General features: G+C 75.4%; 16 protein-coding genes. 9 read left to right on the top strand and 7 right to left on the bottom strand.

The features are described 5' to 3' along the window. The 5 genes from CNO22_RS12195 to CNO22_RS12175 all read right to left on the bottom strand — a co-directional run. On the bottom strand, positions 1 to 187 hold a 187-nt coding region (locus tag CNO22_RS12195), incomplete at its 3' end, for a general stress protein (RefSeq protein ID WP_198588280.1). Between the two features lie 133 nt (positions 188 to 320). Next, the gene (gene sepH / locus CNO22_RS12190; RefSeq protein ID WP_100499628.1) at positions 321 to 1,259 is read right to left on the bottom strand and encodes a septation protein SepH; all 939 of its coding nucleotides are present in this window, start codon (positions 1,257 to 1,259) and stop codon (positions 321 to 323) included. Between the two features lie 141 nt (positions 1,260 to 1,400). Next, the gene (locus tag CNO22_RS12185; RefSeq protein WP_100499627.1) at positions 1,401 to 2,852 is read right to left on the bottom strand and encodes a family 14 glycosylhydrolase; all 1,452 of its coding nucleotides are present in this window, start codon (positions 2,850 to 2,852) and stop codon (positions 1,401 to 1,403) included. A 128-nt stretch (positions 2,853 to 2,980) separates the two neighbouring features. Continuing rightward, positions 2,981 to 4,093 (bottom strand): phosphoserine transaminase, encoded by a 1,113-nt coding sequence (serC, locus tag CNO22_RS12180; protein ID WP_100499626.1) that lies wholly within the window; start codon positions 4,091 to 4,093, stop codon positions 2,981 to 2,983. 93 nt (positions 4,094 to 4,186) lie between these two features. Further along, complete coding sequence (locus tag CNO22_RS12175) at positions 4,187 to 5,317, bottom strand: citrate synthase 2 (RefSeq protein ID WP_100499625.1); 1,131 nt, start codon at positions 5,315 to 5,317, stop codon at positions 4,187 to 4,189. 205 nt (positions 5,318 to 5,522) lie between these two features. Here CNO22_RS12175 and pdxH point away from each other — a divergent pair, with 205 nt between their 5' ends. Next, positions 5,523 to 6,179 carry a pyridoxamine 5'-phosphate oxidase gene (gene pdxH, locus CNO22_RS12170; protein WP_100499624.1) on the top strand — a complete coding sequence of 219 codons (657 nt, stop codon included), beginning with the start codon at positions 5,523 to 5,525 and terminating at the stop codon, positions 6,177 to 6,179. A gap of 52 nt (positions 6,180 to 6,231) precedes the next feature. Beyond that, positions 6,232 to 7,659 (top strand): MFS transporter, encoded by a 1,428-nt coding sequence (locus tag CNO22_RS12165; RefSeq protein ID WP_232806983.1) that lies wholly within the window; start codon positions 6,232 to 6,234, stop codon positions 7,657 to 7,659. Positions 7,660 to 7,873: 214 nt separating this feature from the next. On the opposite strand, the gene CNO22_RS12160 is transcribed toward CNO22_RS12165, so the two are convergent. Further along, a complete protein-coding gene (locus CNO22_RS12160) occupies positions 7,874 to 8,575 on the bottom strand; it encodes a UdgX family uracil-DNA binding protein (protein WP_100499623.1) in 702 nt (233 codons plus the stop codon). A 79-nt stretch (positions 8,576 to 8,654) separates the two neighbouring features. On the opposite strand from CNO22_RS12160, the gene CNO22_RS27660 reads away from it, so the two are divergent. The 5 genes from CNO22_RS27660 (at position 8,655) to CNO22_RS12135 (ending at position 13,569) form a co-directional block, all read left to right on the top strand. Then, entirely contained in the window at positions 8,655 to 9,377 is a 723-nt protein-coding gene (locus CNO22_RS27660; RefSeq protein WP_157936919.1) for a type 1 glutamine amidotransferase family protein, read from the top strand. Positions 9,378 to 9,421: 44 nt separating this feature from the next. Further along, positions 9,422 to 10,333: an ABC transporter ATP-binding protein gene (locus tag CNO22_RS12150; RefSeq protein WP_100499632.1), complete on the top strand. Its 912-nt coding sequence runs from the start codon at positions 9,422 to 9,424 to the stop codon at positions 10,331 to 10,333. Beyond that, the gene (locus CNO22_RS12145; RefSeq protein WP_100499621.1) at positions 10,330 to 11,523 is read left to right on the top strand and encodes an ABC transporter permease; all 1,194 of its coding nucleotides are present in this window, start codon (positions 10,330 to 10,332) and stop codon (positions 11,521 to 11,523) included. The genes CNO22_RS12150 and CNO22_RS12145 overlap by 4 nt, the downstream gene beginning before the upstream one ends. 116 nt (positions 11,524 to 11,639) lie before the next feature. Beyond that, positions 11,640 to 12,620 carry a TIGR03557 family F420-dependent LLM class oxidoreductase gene (locus CNO22_RS12140; RefSeq protein WP_100499620.1) on the top strand — a complete coding sequence of 327 codons (981 nt, stop codon included), beginning with the start codon at positions 11,640 to 11,642 and terminating at the stop codon, positions 12,618 to 12,620. 79 nt (positions 12,621 to 12,699) lie between these two features. Continuing rightward, positions 12,700 to 13,569, top strand: a complete 870-nt coding sequence (locus CNO22_RS12135; protein ID WP_232806982.1) for a tetratricopeptide repeat protein — start codon at positions 12,700 to 12,702, stop codon at positions 13,567 to 13,569. A 79-nt stretch (positions 13,570 to 13,648) separates the two neighbouring features. On the opposite strand, the gene CNO22_RS12130 is transcribed toward CNO22_RS12135, so the two are convergent. Beyond that, the gene (locus tag CNO22_RS12130) at positions 13,649 to 14,584 is read right to left on the bottom strand and encodes an SMP-30/gluconolactonase/LRE family protein (RefSeq protein WP_100499619.1); all 936 of its coding nucleotides are present in this window, start codon (positions 14,582 to 14,584) and stop codon (positions 13,649 to 13,651) included. 55 nt (positions 14,585 to 14,639) lie between these two features. Here CNO22_RS12130 and ppc point away from each other — a divergent pair, with 55 nt between their 5' ends. Together ppc and CNO22_RS12120 are read left to right on the top strand one after the other, a co-directional pair. Then, positions 14,640 to 17,450, top strand: coding sequence for a phosphoenolpyruvate carboxylase (gene ppc / locus CNO22_RS12125; RefSeq protein WP_198588279.1), 2,811 nt, complete (start codon positions 14,640 to 14,642; stop codon positions 17,448 to 17,450). Next, positions 17,443 to 18,549 carry an inositol monophosphatase family protein gene (locus tag CNO22_RS12120; protein WP_100499618.1) on the top strand — a complete coding sequence of 369 codons (1,107 nt, stop codon included), beginning with the start codon at positions 17,443 to 17,445 and terminating at the stop codon, positions 18,547 to 18,549. The genes ppc and CNO22_RS12120 overlap by 8 nt, the downstream gene beginning before the upstream one ends. The last annotated feature ends 34 nt before the right edge of the window (positions 18,550 to 18,583 follow it).

Genomic DNA, 18,583 nt, shown 5'->3' with positions numbered 1-18,583 from the left:
GCACCCGGCCCCAGGTGAGCCGGCCGGTGACCCGCTCGACCTGGCGCAGGTCCGACCCGATGATCGTGACGTTCTCGACCGGGAACCTCTGGTCGGAGAGGAAGTCGACGGCGGCCTGGGCCTGCTCGTAGCTGTCGAAGGAACCGACCTGCACGCCGCCGAGGGGCATGGACACCGAGGCTGACATGTCTCCGGGGTACCCGGCAGTTCCGCGCGGACACACCCCGCGAGGGGTGGTCGGCGTCACTGGTCCGGCGGCCACCGGTCCGCAGCACCCCGGCCGCCCCCCGGGCCGCTCGTCGCCGTCGGGGGGCCGCAGATCAGCGGTGCCGGCGGACCCCGAAGACGATGTCCTCCCACGCCGGGATCCGGGCGCGCGGGTCCTCGTCGTCGTCCCCGTCGCCACCCGGGCGGCCCAGGACGACGGTGTCGTGCTCGCTGATGTCGTCCTCGTCGGCGGGCGCGTCGGTGCGGCGGGACGCGGCGGGGACGCTGTCGGCCGGCAGCACCGGCCGCACGTCGTCGTCCCCGGCCGGGTCGTCGTCCTCGGCGCGGGCCAGCCGTGAGGAGGCGGGGGCCGCGACGCCGTCGTCGTCGGGGACGACGACGACCGGCCGGCTGCGCACCGGTGCGGGCCGCTCGGTCGGCACGTGCGGGACGACGCGCACCAGGCGGGTGCCCTCGGCGAAGTCGGTGGTGGCCGCGTCGACCGGGGTGACGGTGCGGGCCGGGACGTCGTAGGCCCAGCGGGTGACGCCGGACTTGGCGCCGGCCTGCCAGGCCGCGGTGACCTGCCAGACGCCGTCGCCGGCGCGGTGGGCGTCCCAGCGGACGGCGTCGAGGTCGGCGCCGAGCAGCCGCAGCCGCTCGGACATGAACTGCTGCAGCGGCACCGACGGGGGGCCCTCGGACAGCCGCACCCGGGCCTCGCGCGCCTGCTCGGCCACCCGCTCGCGCTCCTGCAGAACCGGGTGGGCGAAGCGCATGATCCGCTCGACCCGGATGCCGGAGGCCTGCGCCACCTGCTCGGGGGTCTCCCCGGCGCGGATGCGCGCCTGGATCACCCGCGGCGGCAGCGTCGCGCCGATCTCCACGTCGATCTGGCCGAGCCGGCGGGCGTCCCCGCGCGCGGCGGCGCGGACCCGCTCGTCGATCGGCAGCTCGAAGCGCTCGCCCTCCTCGCCGGGCTCGGCGCCGTCGAGGGCGAGCACGAGGCTCTTGCCGTCGTCGGAGAGCGCCACCAGCCGCAGCTGACGCATGGGCGGCCTCCTGGGTCGGTGCTCGGGTCGGGACGGCGGGCGGACCGGCCCCGGGATGGGAGAGTCCGCTTGCGAGGCTATCCGCGCGCGCGGGAGCGCGTCGGCAGGCTCGCCCGGCGTGGCGCGGGCGCTGCGGCCGGCTCAGGCCTCGGGGCGGTACTCCGCGATGAACTCCGTGTATCGGCGCTGCCCGGTGCCCGAGGCGACGTCGCTCATCCGGAGCACCGTCAGGCCGAGGTAGCCCCACTCCGCGAAGGCCTCCTCGATGTTGTCCCAGCCCTCGTCGGAGTGGACGCCGCCGGCGAGCGCGTTCTCGCCCTTGAGCTCGACGCCGGCGCGGTGCGCGTGGTCGCCGATCCAGCCGACCAGGGTCTGGGCCAGGGAGTACTGCGGGGCGACGTCCTGGTCGTCCATCTCCAGCGCCGTGAAGTGCAGCACCACCTCGCGCCGTCCCCCGTCGAAGCGGTTCGCCAGCTCGACGATCCGCTGGTAGCCGTGCCCGGTCGCCCACGAGTCGAGGTCGACGCTGGTCTGGACCAGCCCGGTGGTCACCTCGGTGGCCCGCGGGTGGTCGGGGTTGGTCATCGACCAGTGGATGCCCGGCACCTTGTAGCCGATGTCGGCCTCCGGGAAGTCCCTGCCCAGGGTCGCGATGACCGTGCGCAGCACCCGCTCGCCGTGGTCGACGAGCGAGCCGTTGTACCAGTCGACGAAGTCGCGGCCGTACTGCGTGTCCCGATAGGCCAGCGAGGTGAAGAAGACCTCGGCGTTCGCGGGGGGACCGATCTCCCGCACCGACCGCAGGTCGGTGCCCCAGGCCCGGTTGACCGCCTGCAGCGAGCCGTACCGGCGCAGGGTCACGGCCTGCAAGTCGCGGACGGCCAGCGGCGAGTACGCCTGCAGGGCGCCGCGGGTCGGGTAGCCGGTGCCCTCGTCGTGCTGGTTGTAGGACGGGTAGCGCAGCTCCCCGGACGGGCCGAGGGAGACGTTGACCTCCACGACGTCGTCGGCGTAGCGGTCGCCGTACTGCCGCTCGAAGGCCCGGGTGAAGTCGCGGTACTCGTCCATCACGACGCGGTCGGCCCAGCCCTGCACGCTCTCGCGGCTGTGGTTGCCCTGCTCGCTGCGGTGCTGGAGCCCGGTCGGGCCGAGCCGGACCCCGCGGTGGGTGACGCCGGCGTACTTCTCCCACAGCCACGACGGCAGCAGGCTCGTGTAGTCGTCGCCGACGTTCCCGCCGGCCTGGTGGAAGGAGAGGATCGGCGCCAGGTCCAGGCCCGCGGCCGTGATGGTCGCGAAGACGCGGTCGTAGTAGGCCCAGTCGAAGCGGTTGTCCGCCGCGCCCTCGACGTCGCCCCACCACACGTCGACGCTGACCGCGTCCACCCCGTAGGCGGCGACGGTCTTGAGGTCGGCTTCGAATGCGGCCCAGTCGGTCACCTTCAGCGGCGCCATCACGTTGGCGGTGAACCGCGGGTCGCCCAGCGCGACCGGCCCGGGCGGCGCCGGGCCGTCGGCCGGGGTGGCCTGGGCGGTGCCGGTGCCGGTGAGCACCAGCCCGAGGACGGCGAGGGCAGTGGTGACGCGTCTCACGGCCGCCGATGCTGCCAGCCCGTCGGCCCCGGTCCACCGCGGGTGCCGGGACCGGTCAGCACCGGTGCGGCGTGTCGGCGTCGACACGCAGGTGCGGGGGCGCGGACGTCGCGCCCCCGCACCCGGGTTCAGAGCTTCTCGACGACGAAGTCGATGCAGGCGGTCAGCGCGCTGACGTCGTCCGGCTCGACGGCGGGGAACATGCCGACCCGCAGCTGGTTGCGGCCCAGCTTGCGGTAGGGCTCGACGTCGACGACGCCGTTGGCGCGCAGCACCTTGGCGACCTCGGCGGCGTCCACCGACTCGTCGAAGTCCACGGTGCCGACGACCCAGGAGCGCTGGTCGGGGTCGGCCACGAACGGCGTCGCGAACTGCGACTGCTCGGCCCAGCCGTAGAGCCGGTTCGACGAGTCCCGGGTGCGCGCCACGGCGCCGGAGAGCCCGCCGAGGGACAGCAGCCAGCGGACCTGGTCGGCCAGCAGGAAGAGCGTGGCGACGGCCGGGGTGTTGTAGGTCTGGTCCTTGGCGGAGTTGTCGACGGCGATGGACAGGTCCAGGAAGCCGGGGACCCAGCGGCCCGAGCCCTTGATCTCGGCCACCCGGTCCAGGGCGTCGCGCGACATGAGCGCCACCCACAGCCCGCCGTCCCCGCCGAAGTTCTTCTGCGGGGCGAAGTAGTAGACGTCGGTCTGGCTGACGTCGACCGGCAGCCCGCCGGCGGCGCTGGTGGCGTCGATCAGCACGAGCGCGTCGTCGGTGCCGTGCGGCCGCTGCACGGGGGCCATGACGCCGGTGGAGGTCTCGTTGTGCGCCCACGCGTAGGTGTCGACGCCGTCGGTGGCGGTGGGCAGGGCGAGGGAGCCGGGCTGCGCCTTCGCGATCACCGGGTCGGCGAGGAAGGGCGCCTCGGCCACGCCGCTTGCGAACTTCGCCGAGAACTCGCCGTAGGTGCCGTGGGCGCTGCGCTCGCGGATGAGGCCGATGATCGCGGCGTCCCAGAAGGCCGTCGTCCCACCGTTGCCGAGGACGACCTCGTAGCCGTCGGGCAGGTCGAACAGCTCGGTCAGCCCCTCGCGCACCTGGCGGACCAGGCCCTTGACCGGGGCCTGCCGGTGGGAGGTCCCCATCAGCGTGGCGCCGCTGCCGGCCAGCGCCTCGAGGGCCTCGGGGCGCACCTTCGACGGGCCGCAGCCGAAGCGGCCGTCGGAGGGCAGGAGGTCGGCGGGGATGGTGATGCTCATCCGGGAGGACTGCCTCTCAGGGTCGGGGTGGGGAGCGACGACGGCCCGGGACCGCTGGTGCGGACCCGGGCCGTCGGAGGTGGTGCTGCCGGCTCAAGCCGGCGCGGGCTCGTTGACGGCCTTGGTCTTGATGGTGTCGAAGCCCTCGACGTCCTCGGGCTTGCGCGGGCCGGGGCCGATGTAGCGGGCCGACGGGCGCACGAGGCGGCCGGTGTTCTTCTGCTCGAGGATGTGCGCGCACCAGCCGGCGGTGCGGGCACAGGTGAACATCGAGGTGAACATGTGGCTGGGCACCTCGGCGAAGTCGAGGACGATGGCCGCCCAGAACTCCACGTTGGTCTCGATCGGCCGGTCGGGACGCCGCTCGCGCAGCTCCTTGAGCGCGGCCTGCTCGAGGGCCAGCGCGGCCTCGAAGCGCGGGGCGCCGAGCTCCTTGGCCGCCTTGCGCAGCGTCCGGGCGCGCGGGTCCTCGGCGCGGTAGACCCGGTGGCCGAAGCCCATGAGCCGCTCGTGCCGGTCGAGGAGGTCCTTGACGTACTTCTCCGCGTTCCCGGTCTGCTCGACGCCGTCCAGCATGTGCAGCACCCGGGAGGGGGCGCCGCCGTGCAGCGGGCCGGACATCGCGCCGATGGCGCCGGACAGCGCGGCGGCGACGTCGGCGCCGGTGGAGGCGATGACGCGGGCGGTGAAGGTGGAGGCGTTCATGCCGTGCTCGGCGGCCGACGTCCAGTACGCGTCGACGGCGGCGACGTGGCGGGGGTCGGGCTCGCCGCGCCAGCGGACCATGAACCGCTCCACGATGGTGGAGGCCTCGTCGATCCGCGCCTGCGGGACCGCCGGGGTGCCGATGCCGCGCGCGGACTGCGCGACGTAGGACAGCGCCATGACGGCGGCGCGGGCGAGCTGCTCGCGGGCGGTCTCGCTGTCGATGTCCAGCAGCGGGCGGTAGCCCCAGAACGGGGCCAGCATCGCCAGCGCCGCCTGCACGTCGACGCGGACGTCGCCGCTGTGCACCGGGATCGGGAACGGCTCGGCCGGCGGCAGGCCCGGGCCGAACTTCCCGTCGACCAGCAGCGCCCAGACGTTGCCGAAGGTGACCTTGCCGACCAGGTCCTCGATGTCGACGCCCCGGTACCGGAGCGAGCCGCCGTCCTTGTCCGGTTCGGCGATCTCCGTCTCGAAGGCGATCACGCCCTCCAGGCCGGGTACGAAGTCGTCGGCCATCTCGCATGCTCCTCTGCGCGCGGGGCTCGTGCGCGCACGGGAGGCGGCGCACGACTGCGCTTGCGACCCTAGGCCGTGCCGGCGCGCCCGGGACACCCGGGGCGGGCAGGTCGGGTGTTCCCACCCGCGGGATCTGCCCGGTGGCGGTCATCAGGCACCCGGTGACCACCACTGTGCAGATCCCGCGCGGCCGGCGAGTGACAGCATGGAGGTCGTGCCCGACCTCTCCCGCATGCGCAGGGACTACGAGACCCGGGGCCTCCGCGAGGACGACCTCGCCCCCACCTGGGTCGAGCAGTTCGACCGCTGGTTCGCCGACGCCGTCGCCGCGGAGCTGCCCGAGCCGAACGCCGTGGTGGTCGCCACCGCCGACGCCGACTGCGCCCCGGACGCGCGCATCGTGCTGCTGAAGGGCTACGACGAGGCCGGCTTCGTCTTCGTCACCAGCTACGCCTCGGCCAAGGGCGCCCAGCTCGCGGTCAACCCGCGCGCGGCCCTCGTCTTCCCCTGGCACGCGCTGCAGCGGCAGGTGCGGGTGACCGGCCGGGTGGAGCGGGTGGGGGACGCCGCCAGCGACGACCTGTGGGACCCCCGACCCCGCGCCGCGCAGCTGGCCGCCGCCGCGTCGATCCAGTCGACGACGGTCGACTCCCGCGAGGAGCTGGTCGAGCGGCTGCGCCGGCTGGACGCGGAGACCGCCGGCGAGAAGCTGCCGCGGCCCCTGGTGTGGGGCGGCTACCGGGTGGTGCCCGACTCGGTGGAGTTCTGGCAGGGCGGCGCCGACCGGCTGCACGACCGGCTGCGCTTCGTCCGCGACGACCCGGAGGGTGGCGGCTGGGTCGTCCAGCGGCTGGCCCCGTGAGCAGTGCGGCTGATCCGTCGGCGGAGCCGGGCGGGAGCGGACGGATGACCCCGTGAGCGGTCCCGCGGACCCACCGGGCCCGGCGCCGTACCCGGTCGACCCCGTCGAGGGCGGCGGACCGGTCGAGGAACCGGTGCCGGTGCCGCCGAGGCAGCGCCGCGCCTGGGCGATCGACACCACCCCGCTGCGCAACCCGGACTACCGCCGGCTGTTCTGGGGCGTTGCGGCCACGATGCTCGGCCAGCAGATGACACTGGTCGCCGTCCCGTACCAGGTCTACGCGCTCACCGGCTCCTCCCTGCTGGTCGGTGTCACCTCGGTGGTGGCGCTGGTGCCGCTGATCGTCTTCGGCCTGCTCGGCGGCGCGATCGCCGACTCGATGGACCGCCGGCGGCTGATGCTCGTCACCGGCGTCGGCTCGGCGGTCACCAGCGCGCTGCTCGCGGTGCAGGCGCTGCTGCCCGGCGGCGGCGACCTGGCGCTGCTGTGGGTGCTCACCGCCTGCGTCTCCGGGTTCACCGCGGTCAACCAGCCCACCCGCAGCGCCGTCATCCCGGCGATCGTCGGGGCCGAGGGCGTGCCGGCCGCCAACGCGCTGGCGATGACCGTGCGCCAGGCCGGGGTGATCGTCGGTCCGCTGCTGGCCGGCCTGCTCATCGCCGTCGGCAGCCTGCCGGTCGCCTACGCCGTCGACGCACTCGGCTTCCTGGCCGCGGTCCTGCTGCTGCGCGGGCTGCCGCCGCTGCCTCCGGGGCGGGACGCCGGACCGCTGCGGCTGGGCGCCGCCGTGCGCGGCGTGGCCGAGGGCTTCACCTTCCTCCGCACCCAGCCGGTGCTGCTGATGACCTTCGTCGTCGACGTCATCGCGATGCTCTTCGCCTGGCCGCAGGCGGTCTTCCCCGAGCTGTCGGAGGGCCGCTACGCCGACTCGCCCAACAGTCTGGGCTGGCTGTTCGCCGGCATCTCGATCGGCGCGCTGCTCATGGGGCTGACGTCGGGCTGGGTGTCGCGGGTGGACCGGCAGGGCGCGGTCGTCCTCGTCGCGATCGTCGTCTGGGGCATCGCGATCATCGGCTTCGGGTTCGCCCCGACGCTGTGGCTGGCCGTGCTCTGCCTCGCGGTGGCCGGAGCCGGCGACATGGTCAGCGCGGTGCTGCGCTCGTCGATGCTGCAGCTGGCCGCGCCGGAGGAGATGCGCGGGCGCATGCAGGGCGTGTTCCTCGTCGTCGTCGCCGGCGGGCCGCGGCTGGGGGACCTGCGGGCCGGCGCGATCGCGAGCGCCGCGGGCGTCACGACGGCGATGGTCTCCGGCGGCGTGGTGGTCGTCGTCGCGATGGTGGTCGTCGCGCTGGTCGTGCCCTCGTTCTGGTTCTTCCGCGCCTCCCGCTCCGTCCAGGACACGGTGCCGACGGCGGGGACCCGGCCGGCCTCGCCCGCCCCCGAGAGTGGCGAGGACCGGCCGGAGTCGACACCTTCATAACGGATCGGTCCAGTTTAGTTCCGCTGGGAGCGCCGGCGTGTCACACCAGTGCGTGTGCGCCCGCCTCCGGGGATGCGGACTGCTGAGTGGGCAGTTGCGGTCGCCGCACCCGGCGTGTCGCTGCGTGCCGCCGACCGCAACTGCTCACCCGACCTGCGGCGCGGTGGTCGCCGGTACCCGCGTCCCTGAGTGACCTCCTGCTCCGACCCCTCCCTCAGGCCAGGGCGTGCGCGACCACCTTGAGGTCGGCGACGAGCGCGTCGTAGGCGGCCGCCCGGGCCTCGTCCGGCGTGCGCAGGATCGCCGAGGGGTGCGTGGTCGCCAGCATCCAGGTCTGGTGCGGCGCGTCCTCGTCGTCGTCCGCGGGGCGGTCGTCGCCGGCCTCGGCGCGGGCCACGCCCGGCGGGGTCCAGGGGAGCAGCCGGCCGCGCTCCTTGGTGATCCGGAAGGACGGCGAGATCAGCGCCTTGGCCGCCGTCGCGCCCAGGCAGACGACCACCTCCGGCTGCAGGACGGCGAACTCGGCCTCCAGCCACGGCCGGCAGGCCCGCAGGTGCTCGGGCCCTGGGGTCTGGTGGATCCGCCGCTTGGGGGTCGGCTTGAACCGGAAGTGCTTGACCGCGTTGGTGATGTAGGCGTCACGACGGTCGATACCGGCGTCGCCCAGCGCCCGGTCCAGCAGCCGGCCGGCCGGGCCGACGAACGGCTCGCCCTTGCGGTCCTCCTGGTCTCCGGGCTGCTCGCCCACGAAGACGATGCGGGCGGTCTCCGGCCCCTCGCCGAACACGGTCTGGGTCGTGCCCTGCCACAGCTCACACGCCTTGCACCCGGCGGCCGCCGTGCGCAGCCCCTCCAGCCCCACCCCGGTCGGCGGCTGCGCCGGCACGTTCTCCTGGCTCGTGTGCCCATCAGACATGGATCGATCAGACCGCAGAAGTGCGTCCACCGCAGGGCAGACTGTCGCGGCTCGTCGGCGACTGCGAGGAGGCCCTGCGGTGCGCACCGTCCACCTGATCGGCGGGGGCTGGGACCCCTCGGCGGCCGCGGCCCTGTACGGGCCGTTCCTCGAGGCCGCGGGCGCCGTGCCCACCGTCGCCGCGCTGGTCCTCGACGAGGGGGACGGCGAGGCCGAGTTCGTCCGCTGGGCCGAGGTGCTGCGCCGCACCGCCCGCTGCGAGCCGGTCCCGCTGCTGGTGCCACTGGGCGGCCGGCTGGACCCGGCCGCCCTCGGCGACGCCGACGCGCTGCTCGTCTGCGGCGGGCTCACCCCCGCCTACGCCGCGGCACTGGCGCCGGCGGCGGAGGAGCTGCGCACGTGGCTGGCCGAGGGGGAGCGGCCCTGCGCCGGGTTCTCGGCCGGGGCGGCGGTGGCCGCGGGACGGGCCGTCGTCGGTGGGTGGCGGGACGGTGGGGTGCGCGTCTGCCCGGAGGATGCCGCCGAGGACCTCGACGAGGTGTCACTCGTGGCCGGGCTGGGGCTGGTGCCGTGGACGGTCGACGTCCACTGCGCGCAGTGGGGCACGCTGCCGCGGCTGCTCACCGCCGTGGCCGCCGGGAGGACGGGCCCGGCCCGGGGGCTGGCGCTCGACGAGGACACCGCCGTCCACGTCGACGGCGAGGGGGCGCGGGTCGCCGGGCACGGGACGGCGTGGCTGGTGGACGGTGACGGTCCCGTCGCGACCGTGACCCCACTGCGCGCCGGTGACCGCGTGCCGTGACCGGCGCCCGATAGCGTCGGTCGTTCCACGGACGGGGAGTGCGCGTGCTGGAGTTCGAGGGTCTGCACAAGAGCTACGGGGCCAACCGGGTGCTCGACGGGGTCTCCTTCGCCGTCGCCCCGGGCTCGATGTTCGGCTTCTGCGGCTCCAACGGCGCCGGCAAGACGACGACGATGCGGATCGCGATGGGGCTGGTGCGCGCCGACGGCGGCGAGGTGCGCTGGCAGGGCCGACCGCTGGACCAGGCGCTGCGCCGTCGGGTGGGCTACATGCCGGAGGAGCGCGGTCTCTACCCGAAGATGCGGGTCGGCGAGCAGCTGGCCTACTTCGCGCGGCTGCACGGGCTGGACGCCGCGGCCGCCGCCCGCGCCGCAGAGCACTGGGCCGACCGGCTCGGCCTGGCCGAGCGCCGCCGCTCCCGGGTGGAGGAGCTGTCGCTGGGCAACCAGCAGCGGGTGCAGCTGGCGGCGGCCCTGGTCAGCCGGCCGGAGGTGCTCATCCTCGACGAGCCGTTCTCCGGCCTGGACCCAGTGGGCGTCGACGCGCTGGCCGAGGCGCTGCTGGAGCAGGTCCGCGGCGGCGTCCCGGTCGTCTTCTCCAGCCACCAGCTGGACCTGGTCGAGCGGCTCTGCGACGCCGTCGGCATCCTCGCCCGCGGGTCGATGGTGGCCGCCGGGCCGGTCGCCGAGCTGCGCCGCCGGGAGTCCGGCCGGCTGCTGCGGGTCGTCGTCCCGGACGCGCCGCCGGGGTGGGCGGCCGGGCTGCCGGGCGTGCGGGTGGTCTCCGAGCGGGCCGGCGACACCCTGCTGCAGCTGGCGCCCGGCACCGACGACCAGGCGGTGCTCGCCGCGGCGCTGCGCACGGGCCGGGTCGCGCACTTCGCCTGGCGCGAGCCGAGCCTGGTCGAGCTGTTCCGCGAGGCGGTCGCCGAGCCGGCCGGGGAGGTCGCCGCGTGACGTCGTCCGGACCCCGCACGCCGGGCAGCGCCGCCCTGGTCCGGCTGGTCGCGGCGCGGGAGGTCTCCAGCCGCATCCGCGACAAGAACTTCATCATCAGCTCGGTGGTCATCCTCCTGCTGCTGCTGGGGACGATGGCCTTCCAGGTGGCGGTCACCAGCGGGGACCAGGCCAGCCGCGTCGCCGTCGCGGCCGACGACGGCCGGCTCGGGCCCGCGATCGAGGCGCAGGGCGAGGCGGTCGGCGTGGCGGTCGAGGTCGTCGACGTGCCCGACGAGGCCGCGGCGCGCGACGCCGTCGAGGCCGAGGAGGTCGACGCGGCCCTGGTCGGCGGCATCGGGCCGGCCCCCGAGCTGCTGCTCGTCGACCGGGCCCCCGCGCTGGAGGCGGTCGTCGGCGGCGCGGTCAGCGGGCTGGCCGTCTCCGACCGGCTGCTCGAGGCCGGCGTCGACCTGCAGTCCCTGCCCCAGGTGGCGGTCACCCCGGTCGGCGACGAGGGGGAGGACGACGGCCAGCGGGTCGTCGTGGCGATCATCGGTGTCGTCGTCCTCTACGGCCTGCTGATCCTGTTCGCCCAGTTCGTCGCGCAGGGCGTGGTGGAGGAGAAGGCCAGCCGGGTGGTGGAGCTGCTCCTGGCGACCATGCGGCCGTGGCAGCTGCTGGCCGGGAAGATCCTCGGGCTCGGCCTGCTGGGGCTGGGGCAGATCGTCGTCATCGCCGCGGTGGGCGTGACCGGCGCGCTGGCGTTCGACCTGGTCGACGTCCCCGGGGAGCTGATCGGCACGGTGGCCGCGGTCGTCGCCTGGTTCGTCCTCGGTTACGCCTTCTACGCCTGCGTCTTCGCGGTGGCCGCCTCGCTGGTCACCCGGCAGGAGGACCTCGGCAGCGTGCTCATGCCGGCGACGGTGCTGCTCGTCGTCGGGTTCTTCGTGGCGATCCAGGCCGCCGGCGACCCCACCGGCACCCTGGCCACGGTCACCTCCTTCGTGCCCGGCCTCTCCCCGCTCGTCATGCCGGTGCGCCGGGCGGCCGGGGGAGCGGCGGGCTGGGAGGTGGCGCTGGCCGTCGTCCTCATGCTGGCCGCCATCGGCCTGGCCGTCCGGCTCGGCGGGCGGGTCTACGCCGGCGCCCTGCTGCGCACCAGCGGCCGGACGAAGGTGCGCGAGGCGCTGCGGGCCGAGGGGATCTGAAGAAGGACCCCGTCCGCCCCCCTCCTCGCAAGCTCGGAGCGGGACCCGGGACGGGGCCTGCCGATCTCGCCGCTCGTGACCGGGTTGCCCCCGCCCACCGGGGGTAGCGCGGCGGCATGGGGATGCAGCTGGGCTACACGATGATGACCGAGCAGGCCGGGCCGAAGGACCTGGTCGGTCACGTGATCGGCGCCGAGGAGGCCGGCTTCGACTTCGCCGTCAGCAGCGACCACTTCTTCCCGTGGCTGGACGAGATGGGGCACTCGCCGAACGCCTGGGTGACCCTCGGCGCCGCGGCCCACGCCACCAGCCGGATCGACCTGATGACCTACGTGACCTGCCCGATCATGCGGTACCACCCGGCCGTGGTGGCCCAGCAGGCGGCCACGCTGCAGCTGCTCTCCGACGGCCGGTTCACCCTGGGTCTGGGCGCGGGGGAGAACCTCAACGAGCACGTCATCGGTGAGGGCTGGCCGCCGGTCGCCGTCCGCCACGAGATGTTCGCCGAGGCGGTGCAGATCATCCGCGAGCTGCTCTCCACCGACGGCTACACGACCTTCCACGGCGAGTACCACTCCGTCGACGGGGGCCGGATCTGGGACCGGCCCGAGGGCGGAGTGCCGATCGGCATCGCGGCGTCCGGGGAGAGGTCGGTGCAGCTGGCCGGCGAGTACGCCGACCTGCTGATCGCCACCGACCCGGAGGCCGAGCTGGTCCAGGGCTTCGAGGCCGCCGGCGGCGCCGGGAAGCCGCGGGTCGGCCAGATGCCGATCTGCTACGACACCGACCGTGACGCCGCGGTCCGGCGCGCGCACGAGCTGTTCCGCTGGTTCGGCCTGGGCTGGAAGGTCAACGCCGACCTGCCCGGGACGGCGGGGTTCGCGGGGGCCAGCCAGTTCGTCCGGGAGGAGGACGTCGCCGGGAGCATCCCGTGCGGGGACGACGTCGACGCGGTGCTCGAGGGCGCGAAGGCGTACGCCGACGCCGGCTTCACCCACCTGGCCCTGGTGCAGATCGGCGGGGACCACCAGCGGCCCTACCTGGACTGGACGCAGCAGACCCTGCTGCCGGCCTGGCGCGAGGCCTTCGGCTCCTGACTCCCCCCGGGTGACCCGCCCCTCCTCCGACGGGTGAGACCGCCCGGCCGGGGGAGGACGGGCCGCCCAGGACGCCGCGATGATCGGCCGCATGCGGGAGGACCTCGACGGGCGCCTCCGGAGGCTGCGCGCCTGCCGGGACGCCGACGCCGTCATCGAGCTGGGCTGCGACCTGGCCGATGCCGGGCGTCACCAGGACGCCGAGCGCTGCTTCCGCCGGGCGGCCGAGCTGGGGGACGGGCTCGGCTGGTTCAACCTGGGCAACTCGCTGGCCGCGCGCGGCCGGGTCGAGGAGGCCGTCGACGCCTACGAGCGCGCGCTGGCCGGCGGCGAGCGCGAGGCCTGGATCAACCTCGGGCTGGTGCTGGAGGAGCTCGGCGACCTGGCCGGGGCGATGCGCGCCTACCGGGGCGCCGGTGCCTCCGGGGACACCCAGGGCGGGCTGCAGTTGGCGTTCCTGCTGTACGACCAGGGCGAGCACGAGCAGGCCCTCGCGGTGGCGGCCGAGCTCGCGGCCACGGGGGACGACGTCGCCGCCGCGGTGGTCGCCTGCTGGCGGTGGGCCGCCTCGCACGACCCCTCGCTGGAGACCGACCTGCGCTGCGGGGCCGACCGCTTCCCCGGCGCGCGGGTGGCCCTGGCCGCGCTGCTGCGCGTCACCGGCCGGATGGCCGAGGCCCGCTTCACCCTCGAGCGCAGCGCCAAGCTCGGCGAGGCCCAGGCGTGGCTGCCGCTGGGCAACTTCTACGCCGAGGACCTGGCGGACGAGGAGGCGGCCGAGGAGGCCTACCGCGCGGGCATCGCCGCCGGCGACGGCTACTGCCACCACAACCTGGCCGTGCTGCTGGCCGACCGCGGCGACCTCGACGGCGCGGTGGAGCACTTCCGGCTCGGCGCCGCGGACGGCGACGACCTCGCGGCGCGGGCGCTGCGCGAGCTCGGCGGTTGACGAAGGACCCCGTGGCGTTTTCCGCGGAAATGGCCACCGGAGGGTCGGCGGTTTCCGCGGAAATGGCCACCGGAGGGGGTCAGCTCTGCTGGCGCAGGCCCTCCACGGGGCCGCGGTAGACCCCCGCCGGTGGACCGGTTCCCCCCGGGCGGGCGGTGAACAGCCGGCCGGCGTCGGGCTGGGCGGCCCGCGCGGCGTCGTCCAGACCCTCTGCCGAGGTGCTGACCACCAGCAGGTCGCGCGCCGGCCCGGCGAACGCGCAGCTCGACGTCTGGGCCACCCCCGGCACCTCGACGACCGCGAGCAGTTCACCCTCCGGTGACCAGCGGCGTACCTGCCCGCCGCCCCAGAGCGCCGTCCAGAGGCAGCCCTCGTCGTCGACGGTGAGCCCGTCGGCGACGCCGTCGTCCCCGTCGAACTCCAGGAGCACCCGGCCGTCGGCGAACGCGCCCGTGTCGGGGTCGTACCGGAAGGCGTGCACCAGGCCGGGGCCGGAGTCGGCGAGGTAGACGGTGCGGCCGTCGGGGGACCAGTCGATGCCGTTGGAGACGGTCAGCCCGTCGAGCACGGGCGTGACGGTGCCGTCGAGGTCCAGCCGGTACAGGGTCGCGGCGCCGGGCCGCTGGTCGAAGGCCATGGTGCCGGCGTAGAACCGGCCGGCCGGGTCGCAGGCCGCGTCGTTCATGCGGGTGCCGCCATCGGCCTCGGTGCCGCCCTCACCGGCGAGCGCGAGGAGCACCCGGGCGGTGCCGTCGGGTGCCAGGTGGGTGAAGCCGCCGTCCGCGGCGAGCAGCCACCCGCCGTCCGCCGCCGGGACGACGGCACCGACGGTGTCCCCGCCGCGGTGCACCCCGGTCTCGGTGAGCGTGCCGTCGGCATCCACCGCCGCCCGGCGGACCAGCCCACCCGCGATGTCCACCCACAGCAGCTCACCGCCCCCGGCGTCCCAGGTCGGACCCTCGCCGTGCTGGGCGGGGGACAGGCCGGGCACGGGCGTGGCGGTGAGTCGCTGCACGACGGGGGTGTCCCCAGGACACGCACCCGTCACACGGGCGGTCGATACTCACCGGGTGTCCGAAGCCACCGTCGACATCGCCGACCTGCGCCACCACGGGGGAATCGAGGAGGACGCCGCCGACGCCCCGCTGCGCGAGGACATCCGGCTGCTGGGCCGGGTCCTCGGCGAGGTGATCGGCGAGCAGTCGGGGGACGACGTCCTCGCGCTCGTCGAGTCCACCCGCGTGGAGGCCTTCCGGCTGCGCCGCTCGGAGGTGGACCGCGCCGACGTCGCCGCCCGGCTCGGCGCCCTCGACGTGCGCGCGGCCAACCACGTCATCCGCGCGTTCAGTCACTTCTCGCTGCTGGCCAACCTCGCCGAGGACCTCCACCACGAGCGCCGCCGCCGCTTCCACCGCATCGAGGGCTCGCCGCCGCAGAAGGGCAGCCTGGCCACCACCTTCGCGCTGCTCGACGCCGCGCACCTCGACGCCGACGTCGTCGCCCGCGCGCTGGCCGGCGCCCTGGTCAGCCCGGTCGTCACCGCGCACCCCACCGAGGTCCGCCGCCGCACGATCTCCCGCGTCCAGCGGCAGATCACCGAGCTGATCCGCCGGCGCGACCGGTCCGCGCCGGGCGAGGCCGACGACCCGGCCTGGGCGGCGGAGCTGGAGCGCGCGGTGCTCACGCTCTGGCAGACGGCGCTGCTGCGGCTGTCCCGGCTGCGGCTGGCCGACGAGATCGACGAGGCGCTGCGCTACTACGAGCTCTCGCTGTTCGAGGTCGTCCCGGCGATCAACGCCGAGCTGCGCCGGTCACTGCGCGAGCGCTGGCCGTCGGCCGGCCTGGACCGGCCGGTGCTGCTGCCCGGCTCGTGGATCGGCGGCGACCGCGACGGCAACCCGTTCGTCACCGCCGACGCCGTCCGCCGGGCCAGCACCCGGCAGGCGGAGACGGCGCTGGGTCACCACCTGGCCGAGCTGCTGGCGCTGCACGACGAGCTGTCGATGTCCGACCGGCTCATCACCCCGACGCCGCAGCTGGCCCGCCTGGCCGACGCCTCCGACGACGACTCGCCGTTCCGCGCCGACGAGCCCTACCGGCGCGCCCTGCACGGCATGCACGCCCGGCTGGCCGCGACCGCGCAGCGGGTGCTCGGTTCGGTGCCCGGTCCGCCGCCGCACGCCGTCCTCGAGCCGTACGCGACACCCGAGGAGGTGCTCGCCGACCTCGCCACCATCGACGCCTCGCTGCGCACGCACGGCGCCGGCGCGCTGGCCGACGACCGGCTGGCCCGGCTGCGCGAGGCCGTCGAGGTCTTCGGCTTCCACCTGGCCGGCCTGGACATGCGGCAGAACTCCGCCGTCCACGAGGAGGTCCTCGCCGAGCTGTTCGCCTGGGCCGGGGTCTGCCCGGACTACGCCGCCCTCGACGAGGCGCAGCGGGTCGAGCTGCTGGTCGGCGAGCTGCGGATGCGCCGTCCCCTGGTGCGCCCGGACGCCGCGCTGTCCGACCTCGCCCGCGGCGAGCTCGACGTGCTGCTCGCCGCGGCCGGCCAGGTCCGCACGCTGGGGCCCGAGGCGGTCCCGAACTACGTGATCAGCATGTGCGAGTCGGTCAGCGACGTCCTCGAGGTCGCCGTCCTGCTCAAGGAGGTCGGCCTGCTCGACCCCGACGGCGAGGACGGGCCTCGCTGCCCGGTCGGCATCTCCCCGCTGTTCGAGACGATCGGCGACCTGCAGCGCGCCGCGGAGACCATGACCGCCGTCCTGGGCCAGCCGCTCTACCGGGCGCTGCTGCGCACCCGCGGGGACGTGCAGGAGGTCATGCTCGGCTACTCCGACAGCAACAAGGACGGCGGCTACCTGGCGGCCAACTGGGCGCTGTACCGGGCCGAGCTGGCGCTGGTGGAGGTCGCCCGGCGCGAGGGCGTGCGGCTGCGGCTGTTCCACGGCCGCGGCGGCACCGTCGGCCGCGGCGGTGGCCCGAGCTACGACGCGATCCGGGCCCAGCCGCCCGGGTCGGTGGCCGGCGCGCTGCGGATCACCGAGCAGGGCGAGGTCATCGCCGCCAAGTACGCCGAGCCCGACCGCGCCCGGCGCAACCTGGAGGCGATGGTGGCGGCCACGCTGGAGGCCACCCTGCTCGACACCGAGGGCCTGGGGGACGACGCCGAGCCCGCCTACGCGCTGCTCGACGACCTCGCCGCCCGCGCGCAGCAGGCCTACCGGGCGCTGGTGCACGAGACGCCGGGCTTCGTCGACTGGTTCCGGGCGGCCACGCCGATCAGCGAGCTGGCCGAGCTGAACATCGGCAGCCGGCCGCCGTCGCGCAAGGCGGGGAACTCGATCGCCGACCTGCGCGCGATCCCGTGGGTGTTCAGCTGGTCACAGGCGCGGATCATGCTGCCCGGCTGGTACGGCACCGGGTCGGCGCTGGAGAGCTGGGTCGACGGCGACCCGGCCCGGCTGGCCCGGCTGCAGGAGCTCCACAGGCGCTGGCCGTGGTTGCGCACGATGCTGTCCAACATGGGCATGGTGCTGGCCAAGACCGACCTCGATCTGGCCGCCCGCTACGCCGAGCTGGTGCCCGACGAGCAGCTGCGGCACCGCGTGTTCGACCAGCTCACCGCCGAGCACGAGCGCAGCTGCCGGATGCTGCTGGCGGTCACCGGTGACGACCGGCTGCTGGCCGACAACCCCTCGCTGGCGCGGTCGATCCGCAACCGCTTCCCCTACCTCGAGCCGCTGCACCACCTGCAGGTGGAGATGCTGCGCCGGCGTCGTGGGTACGAGGGGCAGGGTGGGGACGACGACGAGCTGGTCCGCCGCAACATCCAGCTGACCATCAACGGCATCGCCACGGCCCTGCGCAACAGTGGCTGAGCCGCAGCCGGAGGAGTGGGCCGACCCCGCGCCGCTGGACCTGCGGATGGCCACCGGGTCCGCGCAGGTGCAGGCCGCGGCCCGGTCCCTCGGCGTCGCGCCGGTCGCCCTGGCCACCACGCTCACCGACCCCGGCCTCCGGCTGCTCGTCGACGGCCGGGGCGGCGTCGCCCTGCTGCGCCGCGGGTGGTCCGCCGACGGGCACGCCGAGGCGGTGCTGGCCCGCCGGCACGGCGCCGGGACCACGCACCCCGCCGTCCTCGCCGCCGCGTCGGCCTGGGGCTGCGAGCGGGTGCGCGACGCCGCGACCGACGACGTCGTCGCCGTCCCCACCCCGCCGGACGGCGCCCCGCTCGCCGACCGCTTCCTGTACCTGGCCGCCCTGGCCGCGACCCGGGTGGAGGTCGCCGTCGCGCTGGCCCGGGACGCCGGTCAGGAGGCGACCAAGGCCGACGGCAGCCCGTCGCTGGGCGCCGACGAGGCCGCGCACCTGGCCGCCGCGCACGCGCTGCGCCCCCTGGGGGTGACCGTGCTCAGCGAGGAGCGGGCCGACCGCGAGGTGCCCGCCGGTGCGCCGTGGGCGGTGCTCGACCCGCTCGACGGCACCGGGAACTTCCGTGCCGGGCTGCCGCCGTGGGCCTTCTCCGTGGCGCTGGTGCAGGACGGCCGGCCGGTCGCCGGGCTGGTCGCCGACCTGTCGTCGGGCCGCCGGTGGGCCGGCGCGATCGGCCGGGGCACCACCCGCGACGGCGTCCCGGTCGGGCCGCGGCCGGGCGCGACGGTCGTCGTCCCCACGGCGCCGCCGGGTGGGGTGGTCGTCGTCCCCGCGGGCACGCGACGGGTGCGGGTCACCGGGTGCACCGCGATCGACCTGTGCCTGGTCGCCGACGGCGCGGCCGGCGCCTGGCAGAACCTCGACCGCAGCGGCACCCACGTGCACGACGTCGCCGGAGGTCTGGCCCTGCTGGCCGCGGCCGGCGGGGTGGCGCTCACCCCCGACGGCGAGCCACTGGTGCTGGAGCCGGACACCGAGCGGCTGATCCGGTTCGTCGCCGGCACCCCCGACGCGGCGCGGGAGCTGCTGCGCGCCCTGACCTGACGGTCAGGCCGCCCGGCCGGGCACGACCGTGTCG

This window comes from Geodermatophilus chilensis (assembly GCF_002802985.1).
Taxonomy (GTDB): Bacteria; Actinomycetota; Actinomycetes; order Mycobacteriales; family Geodermatophilaceae; genus Geodermatophilus; species Geodermatophilus chilensis.
The sequence above is the reverse complement of the archived record's forward strand: the minus strand, read 5'-3'. Positions and strand labels throughout refer to the sequence as shown.